General features: G+C 36.9%; 31 protein-coding genes. All 31 read left to right on the forward strand.

Annotation, left to right across the window (positions count from 1 at the left end; translation table 11 throughout):
- Positions 1-6 precede the first annotated feature (6 nt).
- The 31 genes from rplV to ACMAWV_RS02060 all read left to right on the forward strand — a co-directional run bounded on the left by rplV (position 7) and on the right by ACMAWV_RS02060 (position 19,465).
- Positions 7-342, forward strand: a complete 336-nt coding sequence (gene rplV, locus ACMAWV_RS01910; RefSeq protein ID WP_103219252.1) for a 50S ribosomal protein L22 — start codon at positions 7-9, stop codon at positions 340-342.
- Positions 343-350: 8 nt separating this feature from the next.
- A complete protein-coding gene (gene rpsC / locus ACMAWV_RS01915) occupies positions 351-980 on the forward strand; it encodes a 30S ribosomal protein S3 (protein WP_021265986.1) in 630 nt (209 codons plus the stop codon).
- Positions 981-1,019: 39 nt separating this feature from the next.
- Positions 1,020-1,439: a 50S ribosomal protein L16 gene (gene rplP / locus ACMAWV_RS01920; RefSeq protein WP_021266311.1), complete on the forward strand. Its 420-nt coding sequence runs from the start codon at positions 1,020-1,022 to the stop codon at positions 1,437-1,439.
- A gap of 17 nt (positions 1,440-1,456) precedes the next feature.
- The gene (rpmC, locus tag ACMAWV_RS01925; RefSeq protein ID WP_103219253.1) at positions 1,457-1,654 is read left to right on the forward strand and encodes a 50S ribosomal protein L29; all 198 of its coding nucleotides are present in this window, start codon (positions 1,457-1,459) and stop codon (positions 1,652-1,654) included.
- A 2-nt stretch (positions 1,655-1,656) separates the two neighbouring features.
- A complete protein-coding gene (gene rpsQ / locus ACMAWV_RS01930; RefSeq protein WP_021266428.1) occupies positions 1,657-1,905 on the forward strand; it encodes a 30S ribosomal protein S17 in 249 nt (82 codons plus the stop codon).
- A gap of 30 nt (positions 1,906-1,935) precedes the next feature.
- On the forward strand, positions 1,936-2,304 hold the full coding sequence (gene rplN, locus ACMAWV_RS01935; RefSeq protein WP_103219254.1) for a 50S ribosomal protein L14: 369 nt from the start codon (positions 1,936-1,938) through the stop codon (positions 2,302-2,304).
- 21 nt (positions 2,305-2,325) lie between these two features.
- The gene (rplX, locus tag ACMAWV_RS01940; protein WP_103219255.1) at positions 2,326-2,637 is read left to right on the forward strand and encodes a 50S ribosomal protein L24; all 312 of its coding nucleotides are present in this window, start codon (positions 2,326-2,328) and stop codon (positions 2,635-2,637) included.
- A gap of 14 nt (positions 2,638-2,651) precedes the next feature.
- Positions 2,652-3,191 (forward strand): 50S ribosomal protein L5, encoded by a 540-nt coding sequence (rplE, locus tag ACMAWV_RS01945; RefSeq protein WP_103219256.1) that lies wholly within the window; start codon positions 2,652-2,654, stop codon positions 3,189-3,191.
- Between the two features lie 14 nt (positions 3,192-3,205).
- Positions 3,206-3,511, forward strand: coding sequence for a 30S ribosomal protein S14 (rpsN, locus tag ACMAWV_RS01950; protein WP_103219257.1), 306 nt, complete (start codon positions 3,206-3,208; stop codon positions 3,509-3,511).
- A gap of 22 nt (positions 3,512-3,533) precedes the next feature.
- Positions 3,534-3,914, forward strand: a complete 381-nt coding sequence (gene rpsH, locus ACMAWV_RS01955) for a 30S ribosomal protein S8 (protein ID WP_040313878.1) — start codon at positions 3,534-3,536, stop codon at positions 3,912-3,914.
- Positions 3,915-3,927: 13 nt separating this feature from the next.
- Positions 3,928-4,464 carry a 50S ribosomal protein L6 gene (gene rplF, locus ACMAWV_RS01960; RefSeq protein ID WP_103219258.1) on the forward strand — a complete coding sequence of 179 codons (537 nt, stop codon included), beginning with the start codon at positions 3,928-3,930 and terminating at the stop codon, positions 4,462-4,464.
- 54 nt (positions 4,465-4,518) lie between these two features.
- A complete protein-coding gene (rplR, locus tag ACMAWV_RS01965) occupies positions 4,519-4,896 on the forward strand; it encodes a 50S ribosomal protein L18 (protein WP_146037929.1) in 378 nt (125 codons plus the stop codon).
- Positions 4,897-5,007: 111 nt separating this feature from the next.
- Positions 5,008-5,496 (forward strand): 30S ribosomal protein S5, encoded by a 489-nt coding sequence (gene rpsE, locus ACMAWV_RS01970; RefSeq protein WP_233189739.1) that lies wholly within the window; start codon positions 5,008-5,010, stop codon positions 5,494-5,496.
- Positions 5,497-5,507: 11 nt separating this feature from the next.
- The gene (rpmD, locus tag ACMAWV_RS01975) at positions 5,508-5,690 is read left to right on the forward strand and encodes a 50S ribosomal protein L30 (protein ID WP_103219260.1); all 183 of its coding nucleotides are present in this window, start codon (positions 5,508-5,510) and stop codon (positions 5,688-5,690) included.
- 27 nt (positions 5,691-5,717) lie between these two features.
- Positions 5,718-6,173, forward strand: coding sequence for a 50S ribosomal protein L15 (gene rplO, locus ACMAWV_RS01980; protein WP_103219261.1), 456 nt, complete (start codon positions 5,718-5,720; stop codon positions 6,171-6,173).
- A gap of 16 nt (positions 6,174-6,189) precedes the next feature.
- Complete coding sequence (gene secY / locus ACMAWV_RS01985; RefSeq protein WP_103219262.1) at positions 6,190-7,503, forward strand: preprotein translocase subunit SecY; 1,314 nt, start codon at positions 6,190-6,192, stop codon at positions 7,501-7,503.
- Positions 7,504-7,506: 3 nt separating this feature from the next.
- Positions 7,507-8,142 (forward strand): adenylate kinase, encoded by a 636-nt coding sequence (locus ACMAWV_RS01990; RefSeq protein WP_412470038.1) that lies wholly within the window; start codon positions 7,507-7,509, stop codon positions 8,140-8,142.
- Between the two features lie 75 nt (positions 8,143-8,217).
- Positions 8,218-8,442: a translation initiation factor IF-1 gene (gene infA, locus ACMAWV_RS01995; RefSeq protein WP_021266177.1), complete on the forward strand. Its 225-nt coding sequence runs from the start codon at positions 8,218-8,220 to the stop codon at positions 8,440-8,442.
- Between the two features lie 21 nt (positions 8,443-8,463).
- Positions 8,464-8,577 (forward strand): 50S ribosomal protein L36, encoded by a 114-nt coding sequence (gene rpmJ / locus ACMAWV_RS02000; protein WP_021266475.1) that lies wholly within the window; start codon positions 8,464-8,466, stop codon positions 8,575-8,577.
- 21 nt (positions 8,578-8,598) lie between these two features.
- On the forward strand, positions 8,599-8,982 hold the full coding sequence (rpsM, locus tag ACMAWV_RS02005) for a 30S ribosomal protein S13 (protein WP_103219264.1): 384 nt from the start codon (positions 8,599-8,601) through the stop codon (positions 8,980-8,982).
- 16 nt (positions 8,983-8,998) lie between these two features.
- A complete protein-coding gene (gene rpsK, locus ACMAWV_RS02010) occupies positions 8,999-9,385 on the forward strand; it encodes a 30S ribosomal protein S11 (protein ID WP_021266246.1) in 387 nt (128 codons plus the stop codon).
- A gap of 29 nt (positions 9,386-9,414) precedes the next feature.
- Complete coding sequence (locus ACMAWV_RS02015) at positions 9,415-10,425, forward strand: DNA-directed RNA polymerase subunit alpha (RefSeq protein WP_103219265.1); 1,011 nt, start codon at positions 9,415-9,417, stop codon at positions 10,423-10,425.
- Between the two features lie 26 nt (positions 10,426-10,451).
- Positions 10,452-10,808, forward strand: a complete 357-nt coding sequence (rplQ, locus tag ACMAWV_RS02020; RefSeq protein ID WP_021266273.1) for a 50S ribosomal protein L17 — start codon at positions 10,452-10,454, stop codon at positions 10,806-10,808.
- 81 nt (positions 10,809-10,889) lie between these two features.
- On the forward strand, positions 10,890-11,447 hold the full coding sequence (locus ACMAWV_RS02025) for a TlpA family protein disulfide reductase (RefSeq protein ID WP_103219266.1): 558 nt from the start codon (positions 10,890-10,892) through the stop codon (positions 11,445-11,447).
- Positions 11,448-11,585: 138 nt separating this feature from the next.
- On the forward strand, positions 11,586-13,157 hold the full coding sequence (locus ACMAWV_RS02030; RefSeq protein WP_103219267.1) for a sigma-54 interaction domain-containing protein: 1,572 nt from the start codon (positions 11,586-11,588) through the stop codon (positions 13,155-13,157).
- A 198-nt stretch (positions 13,158-13,355) separates the two neighbouring features.
- Complete coding sequence (locus ACMAWV_RS02035; protein WP_392990464.1) at positions 13,356-14,930, forward strand: acyl-CoA carboxylase subunit beta; 1,575 nt, start codon at positions 13,356-13,358, stop codon at positions 14,928-14,930.
- Entirely contained in the window at positions 14,927-16,378 is a 1,452-nt protein-coding gene (locus ACMAWV_RS02040; RefSeq protein WP_103219269.1) for an acetyl-CoA carboxylase biotin carboxylase subunit, read from the forward strand. Before ACMAWV_RS02035 ends, ACMAWV_RS02040 begins: the two co-directional genes overlap by 4 nt.
- Before the next feature lies 1 nt (position 16,379).
- On the forward strand, positions 16,380-16,886 hold the full coding sequence (locus ACMAWV_RS02045) for an acetyl-CoA carboxylase biotin carboxyl carrier protein subunit (protein WP_199177580.1): 507 nt from the start codon (positions 16,380-16,382) through the stop codon (positions 16,884-16,886).
- A 21-nt stretch (positions 16,887-16,907) separates the two neighbouring features.
- Complete coding sequence (gene hflK, locus ACMAWV_RS02050) at positions 16,908-17,900, forward strand: FtsH protease activity modulator HflK (RefSeq protein ID WP_103219270.1); 993 nt, start codon at positions 16,908-16,910, stop codon at positions 17,898-17,900.
- Entirely contained in the window at positions 17,897-18,838 is a 942-nt protein-coding gene (hflC, locus tag ACMAWV_RS02055) for a protease modulator HflC (protein WP_392990469.1), read from the forward strand. The genes hflK and hflC overlap by 4 nt, the downstream gene beginning before the upstream one ends.
- A gap of 3 nt (positions 18,839-18,841) precedes the next feature.
- Entirely contained in the window at positions 18,842-19,465 is a 624-nt protein-coding gene (locus tag ACMAWV_RS02060; protein WP_103219272.1) for an L-threonylcarbamoyladenylate synthase, read from the forward strand.
- Positions 19,466-19,548: the final 83 nt, after the last annotated feature.

Below are 19,548 nucleotides of genomic sequence, written 5' to 3' on the forward strand. Positions count from 1 at the left end.
GGTCAGATGGCCATTACAGTTAGAAACAGTAGAGTTGGTATCGCACCAAGAAAAGTAAGACAGGTTTGCGATCTAATTAGAAAGAAGAAAGCTTCTGAAGCGCTAAAAATCTTACGCTTCCAAGAGAAGAAAGAAATTGCACTTGTTTTAACAAAATTAATTAATAGTGGATTAGCTATCGCAGCTGATTCTGAGAAGTATGATCTAGATAACCTAGTTATCGGTACAATTAAAGCGGACGAAGGTCCAACTTTAAAGCGTATTCAGCCAAGAGCTCAAGGTCGTGCGTTCAGAATTAGAAAAAGAACTAGTCACATAACAGTTGAACTAAAAGAAGCATAGGATAAATTATGGGACAAAAAGTACATCCATACGGTTTTAGATTAGGTTATATTAAGTCATGGCATTCAAACTGGTTTGCTAACGATAGAGAATACGGTGAAACACTTCACGAAGATCTAGCGATTAGAAACTACATTGAAAAAAACATGAAAAATGCTTCTGTAGCTAATATCGAATTATCAAGAACTTCAAACCAGGTTAAAGTAACTGTTTATACAGCTAAGCCAGGTGTTGCTATTGGTAAAAAAGGTGCAGGAATTGAGAAAATTAGAAACGACCTTAAGAAACTTACTAAAGGTACACTAATCTTCAATATTGCAGAAGTTAAGAGACCAGATGCGGAAGCTAAGTTAATCGCGGAAAACATTGCAGGTCAGCTTGAAAAACGTGTAGCTTTCAGAAGAGCAATGAAGAAAGTTATGCAGTCAGCATTCAGAGCTGGTGTAAAAGGTATCCGTGTTAGAACAGCAGGACGTCTTGGCGGAGCTGAGATGGCAAGAGCTGAAGGTTATACAGAAAGAAAAGTTCCACTACATACTCTTAGAGCAGACATTGATTACAATACTGCTGAAGCTCACACTACATACGGTGTTATCGGTGTAAAAGTTTGGGTTTACAAAGGTGAGATCTATAAGTAGTAGGAAATTCGTTAGTGAATTTATTTTATTGAGGTAAATATGTTAAGTCCAAAGAAAGTAAAGTGGCGTAAGCAGCAGAAAGGAAGAATGAAGGGTAAGGCGAACCGTGGAAATACTATCACGTTCGGTGAATTTGCTATACAAGCCCTATCATGTGGGTATATAACTAACCGTCAAATTGAAGCTGCCCGTATTGCAATGACAAGAAAGATCAAAAGAGGTGGTAACGTTTGGATCAAGATCTTCCCAGATAAGGTCCTTACTAAGAAGCCAGCTGAAGTTCGTATGGGGAAAGGTAAAGGTTCTCCAGATTCTTGGGTTGCAGTTGTAAAACCAGGAAGAGTAATGTTTGAAATCAAGCACATCGATCCTGAGCTAAGTAAACAAGCACTTAAGCTTGCAATGTATAAACTACCTGTAAAGACTAGAATTATTTCTAGAGAGCAGCAGGAACTTTAAATCGTTAAGAGGAAGTTATGCAAAAGTTAGAATACAAAGATATAAGCGGTTTAAGCGGTAAAGAAATTGATGCAAAAGTAGCTGAAATGAGAAGAGCGATTTTTGATATCAACATGTCTAAAACGACAAGTGGTATCGAAAAACCTCATGAGCTAAAACTTGCAAAAAAGAATATTGCTAAATTATTAACAGCAAAAAATGCTAAAGGTGAGTAACCATGAGTACAAATACGTTTAAGAGAAAGCTAGATGGTGTAGTTGTTTCTGTAAAGAATGAAAATACAGTTGTTGTGAATGTTGCTAGACGTTTCAAGCACCCTGTTTACAGCAAATTCGTTACAAAAACTAAAAAGTACCACGCTCATAACGTAAGTTTAGAAGCGAATCTAGGTGACAATGTAACAATTATTGAAAGTAAACCTTATTCAAAACTCAAAAAGTGGGAACTGTTAAAGGTAAATAAGTAGGGCTTAATAAGCCTATTTTAGGAGTTAGTAATGATCCAAATGCAAACTAAGTTAGAAGTTGCTGATAACTCTGGAGCTAAAGAAGTAAAGTGTATCAAGGTTCTTGGTGGTTCAAAAAGAATGAACGCAAATCTTGGTGACATTATTGTTGTAGCAGTTCAGCAAGCACTACCAGGTGGAAAAATTAAAAAGGGTGATGTTAAGAAAGCGGTTATCGTTAGAACTAAGTACCCAATTAGAAGAGAAGACGGTTCATACATCAGATTTGATAAGAACAGCGTTGTAATACTAAATAATAACAATGAACCAGTAGGGACACGTATTTTTGGTCCTGTTGCGAGAGAGTTAAGAAACAAGAGCTTTACGAAGATCTGTTCTTTAGCGCCAGAAGTTCTTTAATCAAGGTTCAGTGAGGAAGTTATGCAAAAGCTAAAAGTTAATGATAATGTTGTAGTTTTAACAGGTAAAGACAGAGGCAAAACTGGTGAAGTTAAGAAAATCAACTTCAAGACCAAAGTTGTTTATGTTGGTGGTGTTAATCTAGTAAAGAAAGCAATTAAACCAACTCAAGAGAACCCAGCTGGTGGTATCGTAGACATTGAAGCACCACTTCACATCTCAAATGTTGCTGTAGTTAGCCCAAAAACAAATAAGGCTACTAGAGTAAAAATTGAAGAAAAAGATGGTAAGAAGGTTAGAGTCGCTGTGTCTTGTGGATCAGTACTGAGTTAAGGATAGAGGCAAAAATGAGCAGATTCAGAAAACTATATAATGACGAAATTAAAAATAAAATGACTGAGAAGTTTGGTTATAAGAATGTTAACCAAATTCCTAAGCTAGAAAAGATAGTAGTTAACTGTTGTACAAGAGACGCAGTAACTAACTCTAAAGTTGTTCAGTCGATTGTTAACGATCTTGGTACTATTACTGGTCAAAAGCCAGTTGTAGCTAAGGCTAGAAAATCAGTTGCTGGTTTCAAAATCAGAGAAGGTATGGCCTTAGGTGCAAACGTTACTCTTCGTGGTGATAGAATGTACGAATTCCTTGATAGACTTGTTAACATCACTCTTCCAAGAGTTCGTGACTTTAGAGGTGTTTCTTCTAAAGGTTTTGATGGAAAAGGTAACTACACTTTAGGTTTAAAAGAGCAGATTATTTTCCCAGAAATTTCTTACGATCAAATTGATAAAGTAAGAGGTCTAGGAATCTCAATCGTAACTACTGCTGGAAACAACGAAGAAGGTAGAGAGCTTCTAAACCTTTTTGGTATGCCTTTTAACAAGTAATTGAGGATAATGTAATGGCTAGAAAAGCGAAAATTGAAAGTAACAAAAAAAGAGCTAAGCTTGCTGAAAAATACGGTACTTTAAGAAAAGAACTTAAAGCTGCTATTATCAATGAAAATCTTTCTGACGAAGAAAGATTCGAAGCGATGATCAAGCTACAGAAACTACCAAGAAATTCAGCTGCAATTAGAGTAAGAAATAGATGTGAATTAACTGGTCGTCCACGTGCTTTCTATAGAAAGTTCAAACTATCAAGAATTCAATTTAGAGAGTTAGCACTTAGAGGAATGATCCCTGGTGTAACTAAGTCAAGCTGGTAATGGTTGAGGAGACGAAATTATGATGACTGATCCTATTGCAGATATGTTAACAAGAATTAGAAATGCAATTAATGCTGGACACGATAGAGTGGAATTTCCAGCTTCGAAAATGAAAGCAGGTGTTTGTAAAGTTATGAAAGACGAAGGTTATATTCGTTCATTCAAAATTATTGCAAAGAGCCAATCAGATATTAGAATCAAAGTATTACTTAAAGACGACGCTATCGTAGGTCTTGAGAGAGTTTCTAAACCAGGTCTTAGACAGTATCGTGGTTACAAGGACATCTCTAGAGTTATTAGTGGTCTAGGTACTTCAATCTTATCAACTTCTAAAGGAATTATTTCTGATAGAGAAGCGAGAGCGACTAAAGTTGGTGGTGAAGTAATCTGTAATATTTGGTAGTAGGGAGCGAGTAATGTCACGTGTAGGAAAAAACCCGGTAGTAGTTCCTGAGAAAGTTCAGGTTACAATAAATGGTACAAATGTATCAGTTAAAGGACCTAAAGGTGAGCTAGAGTACACTTTTAATGATAGAGTGACTTTTGCACAAGAAGGTAATGAAATTAAAGTAACTCCTGTTGATGAGTCTAAAAAGTCTCGTGCAATGTGGGGTACAGCAAGACAAATCGTTTTCAACATGGTAACTGGTGTTACTGATGGATTTGTTAGAAAGCTAGAATTCAACGGTGTTGGTTATAAGGCAGCTGTTAGTGGTGATACATTAACTCTTAACCTTGGATACTCACATCCAATTGAATATGTTCTTCCAGAAGGTGTAGCAGCGAAAGTTGCTGGTAAAGAAATCGAACTAACTGGTAGTAACAAAGAACTAGTTGGATTTGCTGCTGCAAAGATCCGTTCATTCAGACCACCAGAGCCATATAAAGGTAAAGGTGTTAAATACGCTGAAGAAACAATCGTAAGAAAAGCTGGTAAATCTGGCGGTAAGTAATAAAAAGTAGCCTGAGAATGGCCCGCAGTGAGGGCCTAGGGTGAGGAGTTTAAAATGATTAGAAAGCCTTATGGTAAAGCTGGTAAAGCAAGTACAGCTAGAAAAATTAGAAGAAAACTTGCTATCCGTAAGAAAGTAAACGGAACATCTGAGAGACCACGTCTATCAGTTAACCGTACAAACAAGCACATCACAGTACAAGTAATTGACGATGTTGCTAACAAGACACTTTTCAGTGTTCAAACTTATGGTAAAAATGCTGTTGAAGGAAAAAGCAATATTGCTGGTGCAACGCTTGTTGGTGCAAAACTTGCTGAAAACCTAAAGTCTAACAATATTTCAACTGCTGTATTCGACAGAAACGGACTTAGATACCACGGTGTAATCAAGGCTGTTGTTGAAGCTGCTAGAGAAAATGGAATTCAAATTTAGGAGTAAGTGATGACTGAAGAAAATAAAAGCGTTGAAAAAACAGTAAAAGCAGAACCAAAGAAAAGACAAGCTTCTAAAAAAGCTCCAGCGAAAAAGCGTCAAGCTAGCTCAATGGACGTTGAACTTGAAGAAAGAGTTGTTGCTGTAAATAGAGTTGCAAAGGTTATGAAGGGTGGTAGAAGATTTTCTTTCAGTGCTCTAATGATCGTTGGTGATAAAAATGGTCGCGTAGGTTACGGTCTTGGTAAAGCTAAGGAAGTTCCTGAAGCAATCAGAAAAGCTACTCAAGCTGCACAAAAAAGCATGATTTCAGTACCAGTAGATGCAGGAACTATTCCTCACTCAGTACTAGGTGAATTTGATGCTGGTAAGATTCTATTCAAACCTGCTGCAGAAGGTACAGGGGTTAAGGCTGCTGGTGCATGTCGTTCAATCCTTGAACTTGCTGGTGTTAAAGACGTTCTAACGAAGTCTTTAAGAGGTAACAACCCACATAATATCGTTAAGGCAACTTTTGACGCTCTTAAACAATTAAGATCTGTAGAAGAAGTAGCTAAGGCACGTGGTAAAGAAGCTAAAGGCTTAAGAATTAAAGGTTAATTGAGGTTGATATGACAGCGAAAACAATTACAGTAACATTAAAGAAAAGTACTATTAAATGTACTGAAAAGCAGAAAGCTACAGTAAGAGGCCTAGGTCTAAGAAAAACTGGAACTTCAAGAACTTTAGAAAACACTTCTGCTGTTAGAGGGATGATCAAGAAGGTAATTCACCTTTTAGACATTCAAGAATAAGCGGTATTAGTTGATTAAGAGGTAAATATGTTAACTTTAAATAACTTAAAAAGTCCAAAAGGTGCACATAAAAACATTAAGAGAATTGGTCGTGGACAAGGTTCAGGTCAAGGTACTCAAGCTGGTAAAGGGCACAAGGGTCAAAAGGCTCGTGCTGGTGGCGGTGTAAGAACTGGTTTCGAAGGTGGAGCAATGCCACTTTACATGCGTCTACCAAAAAGAGGTTTCTCTAACGCACCATTTAAAACTGAGTATGCTGAGGTATCTCTTGCTACATTAGAAGCTAAATTTGATGGCGGAGACGTTACAAAAGAAGCTCTAATTGAGAAAGGTATCCTTAAGGGTGCAGATAAAAGACGTCCAGTGAAAATTCTTGCTAACGGAGAGCTTTCAAAATCGTTAAATTTTGTTAATATTGAAAAGTTTTCTAAAGGTGCTCAAGAAGCAATCGAGAAAGCTGGCGGAAAAATAGCAACAAAATAGATAAAAGGATCGTCTGATGTCAAACGCTCAAGGAAAACTTGAAGAGCTTAAGAAAAAAGTCTTTTTTACTTTTTTATTATTAGTAGTATATAGATTGGTTGCGCAAATTCCTGTACCAGGAGTTGATGCGCAGGCGATCTCTTCTTATTTTGCGGAAGCTGGTGGGGGAAGTCTTTTTGACCTTATCAACACTTTTAGTGGTGGTGCCTTCAAGCGTTTCTCAGTTTTAGCACTGGGGATTATGCCGTATATTACTACTTCAATCATCTTTTCTCTTTTAGGTGAGGTTATACCTCAAATCCAAGAGCTACAAGAAGACTCAGAAGGTAACAAAAAAATTCAAAAGTGGACTAGGTATGCAACAGTAATTCTCTGTTGCATACAAGGTTACTCAATGGCTGCTGTGTTCGAGACATTTGTTTCTCCTGGCGGTGCTAGAGTTATCCCTGAACCAGGTATGCTTTTCAGAATTGTAACAATGATCACTCTGGCTGCAGGAACAATGTTCTTACTTTGGCTTGGTGAGCGTATTACAGAATTTGGTTTAGAAAATGGTGTTTCTCTTATTATCTTCGCAGGTATTGCAGTTGAGCTACCTTCTGAAGTTATTCAAAAGATTACACTATTTAGAAACGGTGAAATGGGTGGACTAGAACTACTTACTTTCGTGGCCGTAATTGTCGTTGCATTCTTTGTTGTTGCATTCATCGAAAGGGCTTTCAGAGCCGTTCCGGTCCAATATGCTAAGCGTGTTGTTAATAATAGAGTGTATGGTGGAAATCAGACACTTCCGATGAGAGTTGATACAGGTGGAGTTATGCCTCCGATCTTAGCTTCTTCTCTTCTAGCAGCGCCTGCAACTTTTGCTACTTTTATCCCTGCAGACAGTGTGTTCAAACCATACTTTGATACAATTCAACAAAGTTTGGCACCAGGGCAAATTTTATTTAATATTCTTTTTGCAACTCTGATTGTGTATATGACTTATTTCTATGCACCAATCCAATTCAAAACGAAGAAGATTTCAGAAATGTTACAAAAGAATAATGCTTTTATCCCAGGTATTAGACCAGGTGATAAAACAAAAGAATATTTAGACACGTTATTAAATCGTTTATCATTTTTTGGCGCTCTATTCTTAATCGTTGTTTGTATTGTTCCTTCACTAATCACAGGGGCTCAGACAAGATTTGGTGGTACATCAATGCTAATCTTAGTATCTGTATCAGTTAGAGTTATGATGAATGTTCAATCGTTTATGTTTGCTGATAAGTATGAGATGTCATACAAATCTAAAGGTAAATATAACGGTAACAATAGAAGGTTCTAATCCATGGCACCACAACTAATTTTAATTGGAGCTCCTGGATCAGGAAAAGGTACTCAAGCTAAGAATATAGTTTCAGAGCTTGGGTACACACATGTTTCTACTGGCGATTTATTAAGAGCAGAAGTTGCTAAAGAGTCTGAGCTTGGTCGTAAAATTAAAGCGGTCATGGATTCAGGTGAATTAGTAAGTGACGAATTAGTATTAGATCTTCTAAAGGCTAATTGTGCTGTTGAGAAATCAACATATATTTTTGATGGTTATCCAAGAAACCTTGTTCAAGCAAAGGATTTAGATAGTGCCCTACTTGGTGGAGTACAGTCTAAAGCAATTTACTTTGACATTGCACTAGATACTTTAGTGGAGAGGATTGTTAATAGACGTGTAGCTCCTGTTAGTGGTGAGATTTACAATCTAAAAACAAAGCCACCAAAAGTTGAAGGTAAGTGTGATGTTTCTGGAGAGGACCTTGTGCATCGTAAAGATGATAACGAGGATACAGTAAGGACTAGAATGAAGGTTTTTACTGACAACATCGAGCCAGTTCTTGAGTACTATGAGTCTCAGGGACGCCTTGTTAGAGTAGACGCTACAAAAGGGCTTGATGAGATTTTTGAAGAAATTAAAAAAATTGTTAAATAATTTATTATATAAGTAATTCGTCTTGCAATATGGCCCTGAGTCATATATAAGCAATTACTTTAGGTTTTGTATTATATGAGTAATCAGGAAACGATTGAAGTTGAAGGTGAAGTTACTGAACTTCTTCCTAACACTAAATTTAAGGTTAAATTACCGAATGGACATTCTGTTATTGCCCACATTAGTGGAAAGATGAGAATGCACTTTATAAAGATTTTACCTGGAGATAAGGTACTTGTTGAGATTAGCAAGTATGACTTAACGAAGGGCCGAATTACATATAGAAGTAAAAAACGCTAGTGTAGAATTTACGAGGTTGTTATGAAAGTTAGAGCATCTGTAAAGCCGATGTGCAAAGATTGTAAAGTTATTAAAAGAAGAGGCGTACTTAGAGTTGTATGTAAGCAACCTAAGCACAAACAAAGACAAGGTTAATCATAGGAAAGGAGTGTAGCTATGGCGAGAATTCTTGGTGTTGATATTCCTAGAAATAAGGTAATGAAAATTGCCCTTCAGTCAATTTACGGTGTAGGACCGAAAGTGGCTCAGGAAGTATTAGAAAAAACAAACATCGATTCAAACAAAAATTCAAACGAACTAACTGAAGAAGAAGCAAACGAAATCAGACTTCTTCTTGAAAGTGAGTACACTGTTGAAGGTGACTTACGTAGAGAAGTTGGTCTTAACATTAAACGACTAAAAGACTTAGGTTGTTACAGAGGGATCAGACATAGAAAAGGTCTTCCTGTAAGAGGTCAAAGAACTTCTACAAATGCTCGTACTCGTAAGGGGCCAGCTGTTGCAATCGCAGGTAAGAAGTCTATTAAGTCAATGAAGTAATTGTTAGGAGTTAATGATGGTTAAGAAAACAGCTTCAAAGAAAAAAGTTAAAAAGAATATTTCGAGAGGTATTGCTCACATTCAATGCTCTTTCAATAATACAATCGTTACGTTCACAGATATGAACGGTAACGCTATTTCATGGGCTTCTGCTGGTCAATTAGGATTCAGAGGGTCTAAGAAATCGACTCCATTCGCGGCACAGATGGCTTCTATGGAAGCAGCTAAAAAGGCTATGGAGCACGGACTATCTACTGTTGAAGTAAGAGTTAAAGGTCCGGGTGCAGGTAGAGAAAATGCTGTAAGAGCATTTATCGCTGCAGGCCTTAAAATCACTTCTGTTGCTGACAGGTCACCAATTCCACACAATGGATGTCGTGCACCGAAAAGAAGAAGAGTATAATTTTATAGATTTATATTAAGGAGTTGTCTGTGGACACATTTACAGCAAAAAATTGGACAGGAATGATAAGACCAGTAGCTTTGGAAATGGATAACGATAAGCTAACTAATACTTATGGTAAGTTCGTTGCTAAGCCACTAGAAAGAGGTTATGGACAAACTCTTGGAAACTCTTTACGTCGTGTACTACTTTCTTCACTTCAGGGTGCAGCTATTGTTGCAATCAGAATTGATGGTGTTGAGCATGAGTTTGGTACAATCAACAACGTAAAAGAAGAAGTTTCTGAGATTATTCTTAACCTTAAAGAAGTTCACTTTAAGATTAAAGATAAAGAGCAGGTAACTCTTACTCTTGAGAAATCGGTAGAGGGTATCGTTACTGCTGGTGACATTTCTGAGTCTGCAAATGTTGAAATTTTAAATCCAGAGCACGCAATCTGTAACCTTTCAACTGGTGGATCTATTAAGATGGAACTACTTGTTGCAAGAGGAAAAGGATACGTAACAGCTCTAGATAATAAAGAATCTTTTGATCTTCCAATCGGTTGGATTTATCTTGATTCTCTTTTCTCACCAGTTGCACGTGTTAACTATACAGTTACAAACTCACGTGTTGGTAAGAGAACAGATTTTGATAAGCTTACTCTAGAAGTTTGGACTAACGCAGGTGTTGAACCTTCGGATGCAGTAGCTTATTCAGCGAAGATCCTAAGAGACCAACTTGCTGTATTCCTAAGCTTCGAAGATGAAGAAGAAATCACAAGAATGGAAACTAAGCCTAAGAAGCAACAAAATACTGCTAATGCAGCTCTATTAAAGCCAGTTTCTGAGCTTGAGCTGTCTGTAAGATCTGCAAACTGCTTGCAGAACGCAGATATTAAGTATATCTATGAGCTAGTTTCTAAGACTGAAGGTGAGATGCTAAGAACTAAGAACTTTGGGCGTAAGTCACTAAATGAGATTAAAGAAGTACTTTCTCAAATGGGACTAGGTCTAGGTATGAAAGTTGATAGCATCATGCAAGATCTAAAAGAAGAATAAAAGTTGTTATAAGTTGAGGTAGAGATATGAGACATCAAAAACATAAGTATAAACTAGGTGTAAGTCCTTCACACAGAGTTGCAATGGTTAAAAACCTTGCTTCTGAAGTTATCGACCACGGTATGATTAAAACTACTCTTACAAGAGCTAAAGCAATCAAGCCAGTAGTTGAGAAATTAGTAACTCTTTCAAAAAATGATACTGTTGCTAACAGAAGACTTGCATTCAAAAAACTTAATGATAAGAATGCTGTAAACAAGCTATTTACTGAGCTTGGGCCAAAATTCAAAGAGAGAAATGGTGGTTACACTAGAATCATGAGACTTTCTGAGAATAGAGTTGGAGATAACTCTAAAATGGCATACATCGCATTTGTTGATTAATTTTTAATTCGAATGAGATAGATAGACCCATCATATTAACGTATGATGGGTTTTTTTATTTAAAACTTTTTTCTAAAATATATGACTACATCTTCTAAAGTTTCTATTATTTTTATTATTGTTGCTATCACACTGGGATATTCTATTTACCATAAAGGTAAAATTGATTCTTATGTAGATAAGAGTCGAGACTATATTCTTAAGTCACTTCCAAGTGTGAAACTGGATAATTTTGCTGATAATTCTGAGGTTGAGCTACAGGATTTAGCACGTAATTCAAATGGTTTAGTAGTTCATTTTTGGGGAACTTGGTGTGCTCCTTGCGAAGCTGAATTTCCGGAATTTGTAGATTTTGCACGCAAATTAGAAGAAAAAAATGTAAAAGTTGTTTTCATGGCCGTTAAAGATGACGATATGAAAATTAAAAAATTTCTCAAAAGATTCAATGACTTACCGTCTAATTCAATAGTTATTCATGATCAAGCAGGAATTTCTATGAGTAAATTAGGTGTTGTTAAGGTACCGGAGACTTTCGTCTTCGATTCAAAACTTGAGCACAGAATTATGTTTAAAGGTCCGCAAGATTGGAAAATGGATTCATATTTTGTTCGTGTTCTTAGTTACTTAGGCGTGAAGTAAATTAATAATATTTCTTTAAATTCGTCTATTTTTTTATCATTCATAGTTAAGTTTTATTAAATTCTGCCGAAAAGTTTTACAGACTTTGCTTTGGCCAATCGTTTTTTGTGCCAAAGAATTAAACATCGGAGAATAAAAATGATCAACTGGAATGAACTAAAAGGACTTCATGTTATTTCTAAGCTCGAAGAAGTAATTCATAAGTGGTTTGGTGTAGAGGTTTTCTATGCTGATACTCATTTTAAGATTAGAAGTTCGCATACAGATAAGGACTATAACTTTAAGAATCTTTTCTTTGAGACGCAAATGTCCCTTCCACATGGTTATGATTTTGTTACTGCTGATGTTGAAAGATTTAGTGATGAATTAAGTCAGTCTGGTGAAGTTGTCATGATCTTTGACTCTTATTTTCCAGGTGTAAAGATGATGGGAACAAAAATTGAAATTGAAGGTGAGTATCATGGTACGGTTTTCGCTTTCCCATTTCTAAAAAGTACATTCACTGAAACTGAAGAAAAAGAGCTTGTGGCAGCACTAATTGAGCATGGTGCATCTCCAGAGGCAGCACAAGAATGTGTTAATGAAACAAGAAGATTATTCCCGAGAGAAATTGAATATTTAAAAGAATTAGTTGAGCTAGTCGCTGGTGAAATTTCTACATTTCACTATGAGATTTCTAAGCGTGAAGAAAGAATTCATATGCTTAACTCAGAGCTTGGTGAAAAATTTCGCTACCATAATATGATTGGTAAATCGAAACAAATGCAGAAGATTTATTCACTATTAGAGAGAATCTCAACAAGTGAATCATCTGTTCTTATTCAAGGTGAAAATGGTACAGGTAAGGAACTAGTTGCTAAGGCCGTACACTTTGCTTCTCCTCGTAAGGATGCCCAGTTCTTAGCTGTTAACTGTTCTGCATTCAACGAAAACCTTCTAGATTCAGAATTATTTGGTCACGTAAAAGGATCATTTACAGGTGCTCATAAAGAAAAATCAGGTCTTTTCGAATTAGCAAATGGTGGAACACTATTTCTTGATGAGATTGGGGATACTTCACTGTCTATGCAGGTAAAGTTACTTCGAGTTCTTCAAGAAGGAACGTACCTGCCTGTTGGTGCTGATTCACCTAGAAGAACTGATGTTCGTATTATTGCAGCAACAAACAAAGATCTTAAAACAATGATGGCCAAAGGTGAGTTCAGAGAAGACCTTTATTATAGAATTAACGTTCTTAACGTAAACCTTCCTCCATTAAGGGATAGGAAAGAAGATATCCCAGTACTAATGGAGCACTTTCTTAAGAAGAAGTGTGATGAGTCGGGAATGCCGATGAAGTCATACTCTAAGAAGTGTATGGAGAAGATGCTAGATTACCCATGGCCAGGTAACGTACGTCAGCTTGAAAATGAAGTTGAAAGATTAGTTGTACTTGCTGGAGACGAAAAATCGATTACTCCAGATAATCTAAGTCCACAACTTCTTGATCATGGTGCTGCTCCTGTTGAGTCAACTAGAGGTGTAAACACTGCAGGTAAGCTAAAAGATGCTCTTCAAGAATTAGAAATTATTATGATTCGTGAAGGACTTAAGAGATGTAATTTTAATAAGTCTAAGCTTGCAAAAGAGCTTGGGATGTCTAGGGCCAGCCTTATTATGAAAGTTGATAAGTATGGGCTAGATAAGCGTGCGAAAGCAGGTAATGAATAGATAAAACACATCAAAATAAAAAGATAGACACTTTTAGGCCCTCTCCGAGGGCCTTTTTATTTATATTTCTATAATTTCAATGATTTAACCCCTCGAAAATAACGCAATGTGATTGGGCAAATTGTCTTTTAAGGGTGTAATATGCTCGGATAATTTAATTACATAGAATCTCGAAAGAGAAAATGGTGGAGGGGATGTATGTCAACAACCAGCGAAAATATATTAGAGCAAAAAAGAGCTCTTTTAATCGACAGAAGAATGCAGGCCGAGCTTGGTGGTGGTGAAGCGAGAATCGCAAAGCAACACGAGCAAGGTAAGTATACTGCAAGAGAAAGAATTGAAAGACTTGTTGATCCGGGTACTTTCATTGAGTTTGATAAATTTGTTACACATCGTTGTGTAAACTTCGGAATGGAAAAGAAGAAGTTTTACGGAGATGGTGTAGTTACAGGTATTGCAGAGATTAACGGACAGAAGATTGCTGTTTATTCTCAAGACTTTACTTGTTGGGGTGGAGCACTTGGTGAAGCTCACGCAAGAAAGATCTGTAAGATCATGGACTTCGCTCTTGATAACAGAATTCCAGTTATTGGTATTCAAGATTCAGGTGGAGCTCGTATTCAAGAAGGTGTTGATGCACTTGGTGGATACGCGGAAATTTTCTACAGAAACGTAAAGGCTTCTGGTGTAATTCCTCAAATTTCATTAATCATGGGACCTTCAGCAGGTGGAGCTGTTTATTCTCCAGCTGTAACTGACTTTATCTTCATGGTTGATAAGTCATCTTATATGTTTGTTACAGGTCCAGATGTTATCAAGACTGTAACTCACGAAGAAGTAACAAAAGAAGACCTTGGTGGTGCAACAGCACACTCAGAAAAATCAGGTGTATGTCAGTTTAAGTGTAAAGACGAAGACGAGACATTTGAAAGAGTAAGAGAACTAATGAGCTATATCCCTGCTTCTAATTTCAAGAAGCAAGCGCCTAAGTATACTTCAGATCCTGTTTATAGAGATAACTCTAAACTAAAAGAAGTAGTTCCAGGTAATCCTAAGAAGCCATATGATATGAAAGAAGTAATTCTTGATATTGTTGATGATGGACACTTCTTAGAAGTACATAAAGATTATGCAAGAAATATCATCGTTGGTTTCGCATCAATTGGTGGAATTAAAATTGGTATCGTAGCAAATCAACCAGAAGTACTAGCTGGTGTTCTAGATATCGATTCTTCTTGTAAAGCAGCTCGTTTCATTAGATTCTGTGATGCTTTCGATATTCCAATTGTTTCACTTGTAGACGTTCCAGGTTTCTTACCAGGTACAGTACAAGAGTACGGTGGGATCATTAAGCACGGTTCTAAGCTTCTATATGCGTACGCAGAAGCGACTGTTCCATTAATCACTCTTATTACAAGAAAGTCTTACGGTGGAGCTTATGACGTTATGGCATCTAAGCACATTCGTTCAGACGTAAACCTTGCCTACCCAACTGGAGAAATTGCAGTTATGGGTGCTGAAGGTGCAGTAAATATTGTATTTAGAAAAGAACTTCAAGGTCTTGAAGGTGAAGCTTTTGATCAGAAGAAAGCTGAGCTAGTTGCTAACTATGAGAATAACTTTGCTAACCCATACGTTGCAGCTGAAAGAGGATATATCGACGCAGTAATTCTTCCAGAAGAAACAAGAAAGCGTTTATATGAATATCTAGTTGTTCTAAAAGATAAGAACGTTGACCGTCCAAAACGTAAACACGGGAATATTCAATTATGATGATCAGACAGCCAAAGAACATGGAAAGAAGAGTATTAATTGCTAACCGTGGAGAGATTGCTTCACGTGTTGCAAAAGCTTGTCGTGAGCTTGGGCATACTGCAATTGGTATTTATACTGATAACGAACCTCAAGGAACTCACTTACAATTTTGTGACGAATGGGTTTACCTACAAGGTAAAACAAATGCTGAGACATACCTTAATGTTGAGAAGCTAGTTGCTCTTGCAAAGGAAGTTAATGCTGATGGTGTACACCCAGGTTATGGTTTCCTTTCTGAGAATAGAGATTTTGCAAATGCTCTTTCAGATGCAGGTATTACTTTTATTGGTCCACACGTTGAGGCCATCAGAGTTATGGGTGACAAGGCAACATCTAAGAAGCTAGCGAATGATGCTGGTGTTCCTACTGTTCCTGGTACAGATCACGCTGTTCCAACTGTTGATGAAGCAGTTGAAATTGCAAATAGAATTGGTTACCCAGTTCTTCTTAAAGCTGTTGCCGGTGGTGGTGGACGTGGTATGCGTGCCTGTAAAGACGAAACAGAAGTTCGTGCTCAATTTGAAGCTGTTGGACGTGAGTCGATGGCAGCTTTCAATAATGGGGATCTATTAGTTGAAAAACTAATTGTTAATCCTCGTCACATTGAAGTTCAGATTCTTGCAGATAAGAAAGGTAATACTTTCCACTTCTTTGAAAGAGAGTGTTCAGTTCAAAGAAGACACCAGAAAATTATTGAAGAAGCACCGTCTCCATTTATTGGAAATGATGAGCAGTTACGTCAAAGCGTTTGTGAAACAGCTGTAAAGCTTGCAAAAGCTGTCGATTATGATTCTGCTGGTACAGTTGAATTCATCATGGGTGAAGATAAGCAATTCTATTTCCTAGAAATGAATACTCGTATTCAGGTAGAGCACCCGATTACTGAGGAAATTACTGGAATGGATCTTATCGTATGTATGATCCAAGCAGCTTTTGGTGATGAGTTAGGTATTCCTTCTCAAGAATTTATTAGAAGATCAGGACATGCGATTGAGTGTCGTATTTGTGCTGAAGATCCAATTACAATGCTTCCTGCTCCAGGACTTGTAACAGGATTTGAAACAAACTTCCCACAAGGAACTCGTTTTGATCACTGTCTATATAAAGGGTTAGAAGTAACTCCAGACTTCGATCCAATGGTTGGAAAACTTGTTTGTAAGGGAATCGTTCGTGACGTTGCTGTTAGAAAAATGAATGCAGCACTTGATGGACTATTCATTGAAGGACTTAAAACAAATCTTCCTCTTCTAAAAGAAATTATGACTGAGAAGAACTTTGTTGATGGTCACTACTCAACAGCTTACATTGGTGAAGTAGCACCTCAGAATAACGTGAAGACAGACCTAGATCATATTAAGCTTTATACGATCATCGCTGGTTCTGAAGCACGTAGGATGGGTATCTAAGATGAGAACATATTTAATTAATGATAATGAAGAAGTAATTGTTGATTTAACAAGAACTAAAGTTCACGATCACAGCTTAGTTGAGTTTGATTTTTCTACATTAAAAGATGGAGAAAGAAGTCTTCATGAAACAATGTGGTTAAGAAAGCTTTGTGGCCAATACTTTATCTCAAAAGATAAGAAAACTTGGAAAAAGATCCCAAGACAGGATCTTCCATCAAGAGTTGTTAACGTTGATAAAGTTTACTCACTATTCAGAGGTTACAAGCCTTCTGGTTTAGGTGGAGCTGACGCTGGTGAACTTCTTACTAAAATGCCAGGCAAAGTTGTTAAGATCAATGTTGAAGTTGGTCAGACAGTTGCTGCTGGTGAAACACTAATCATTCTTGAGGCCATGAAAATGGAAAACGAAATTAAGAGTGGTATCGATGGTGTTGTTAAAGCAATTCACGTAAAGGAAGGGGACGCCTTAGAAGAAAACGTCCTCATGTTAGAAGTAGAAGCATAGGACGCAAGTCAAGGAGAGCAAATGTCTTTTAATAATGGACAAGCACCAAGAAATGACTTCGAAAAAATGAAACAAGATTTAGATAAGGGGCTCAAGTTACTTGGGCCCTTTTTTATATTCATTGTTTTAGTTATTTTCGGATACACATCTTTTTACACTGTCGAGCCTGATGAAGAGGCCGTCGTAATTCGTCTGGGTAAGTATATTAATACTAATACTCCAGGCCTTCATTTTAAGATTCCATTTGGGGTTGATGAAGTAATTAAGGTTAAAGTTAAAACTGTTCTTCAAGAAGAGTTTGGATTTAGAACAAAGAGTTCGAGATCACGACGTTCTTCTTATTCTGGTGATAACTTTGATCACGAGTCACTTATGCTTACAGGTGACTTAAATGTTGCCTCTGTTGAGTGGGCCGTTCAATACCAAGTCCGTGACCCTTTCAAGTTTATCTTTCAAACAAGTGAGCCAGTAAGAAATATCCGCGATATCTCAGAATCAATTATGAGAAGAGTTGTTGGGGATAGATCAGTTACTGATGTCTTAACTGTTGGTAAAGTAGAAATTGAAGCTGATGCTAAGCTACTTATGCAAGAAGTAATTGATAAGTATGACATGGGTGTTTCAATCATCTCTGTAAAGCTTCAGGATGTTAATCCTCCACAAGTTGTTAAAGCTTCATTTAATGAAGTTAACGAAGCAAAGCAAGAACAAGAAAAGGCCATTAACGAAGCAGAAGGTGCTTATAACAAAGTTATTCCAGAGGCACGTGGTAAGGCGGAGAAAATGGTATCTGAAGCTGAAGGTTATGCAGCTGCTCTTGTAAACCGTGCAGAAGGGGATGTTGCAAAGTTTCAAGAAATCCTAAAAGAGTATCGTCGTGCCCCTAAGATTACAAAGAAGCGTCTTTATATTGAAGCAATGGAAGGGCTTTATAAGAAGTACGACAATCTTACAATTATTGATCCAAAGGTTAAGGGATTACTTCCTATTTATGACCAAGGAGCTAAGAAATGAATAAAGCATTAATTCTAATTGTTATTCTATTTATAGGTTTAGTTTTAGGAAAACAGTCACTCTTTATCGTAAGTGAAGGAAGACAAGCAATTATCACTGAATTTGGTAAACCTGTTGGTAATCCAATTACTGATGCTGGCCTTCATTTTAAAAAGCCTTTCGTTCAAGATGTACGTTTCGTTGATAAGAGAATTCTTAGTTGGGATGGTTTTCCAAATCAAATCCCTACAAAGGATAAGAAATTTATTAAAGTAGATACAACTGCGAGATTTAAAATAATTGATGCACTTAAGTTTATTCAGACCGTTCGAAATACTGAAGGTGCTAAAAAGAGAATCGATACAATTTTAGACTCTGCGACGAGAAATGTGATTTCATCTCACGATCTTGTTGAGGCCGTACGTAATTCAAATGCAATTATTGAAAAGTTAAATGCTACTAAAGTAGATGTTAACGAAATTGAAGAAGAAATAACTGGTGACATTGAAGATGTAAGCGTTGGTAGAGAAAAATTATCTCAATTAATCGTAAGCAAAGCCGATGGAGAGTTAGAACAATTTGGTATTCAATTAATTGATGTACAATTAAGACGTATTTCATACGAGAAATCAGTTGAGCGTAAAGTTTACGAAAGAATGATCTCTGAACGTCAAAGAATTGCACAGAAGATCAGATCAATTGGTGAAGGTGAAAAGGCCAAGATTGAAGGACGTTTGGTAAAAGATTTACAAACAATTCAATCAGAAGGTTATAAGAAGTCTCAATTGATTAAGGGCCGTGCTGAAGCAAAGGCTTCTGCAGTCTATGCTAAGACATTTTCTCAGGACCCAAGCTTTTTTGAGTTCGTACGTTCTCTAGAAGCATATAAAACATCGATTAAAGGTAAAACTAAGTTTATAATCTCTAACGATAATGAATTCTTAAAATACTTGAGGTAAGCATTGATTGAATATGTAATTGCAGAAAATCCAGATGATCGCGTATTACAAAAAGTTTCACAAGCTCTTAATAATGGAGAGCTTGTGTGCTTACCGACTGATACTAGTTGGGTTGTAATTGCTTCTCCCTTTAGCAAGAAGGGGATTGAGAGAATCTACAAGTATAAGAATGCTCCAAAGCTAAAGGCTTTCTCTCTTCTATGTGATTCGATTTCAATGGCCTCTGATGTTGCTAATATTGATGATGGTGTATTTCGCTATATAAAGAGAATTATCCCAGGTCACTATACATTTATTTTTAATGCCAATAAGAAGATTACTAAGGCTGTGGCCGCAAATAAAACTGATCATGAAGTGGGAATTAGATTTGTACCTTCGACATTGATTAGTCGCTTACTAGAAATCCATGGTGAACCGGTCTTATCAAGTAATATTGATTTAGATAAATTTACTCCGGCCCTATCTTCTTATGGTGAACTCTATTCTTATATGATTGAAGAGTCGCTTGCAGGTGTTGTTACTTTGATTGTCGATCCAGGTGAACACGAATTTGTAGGCTCATCAACTATTGTTGACTTCACTAATGGTGAAGCCGATGTCATTAGGCAAGGCGCTGGAATTTTGTAGTAATTCCAGTTGTTTAGGCTATGAATTCTAATGTTTATTAAATAGACAAGGTACTGAATTTTTTCAACTTTCAGTATCTTGGC

This window comes from Halobacteriovorax sp. RT-1-1, assembly GCF_047085455.1.
Taxonomy (GTDB): Bacteria; Bdellovibrionota; Bacteriovoracia; order Bacteriovoracales; family Bacteriovoracaceae; genus Halobacteriovorax_A.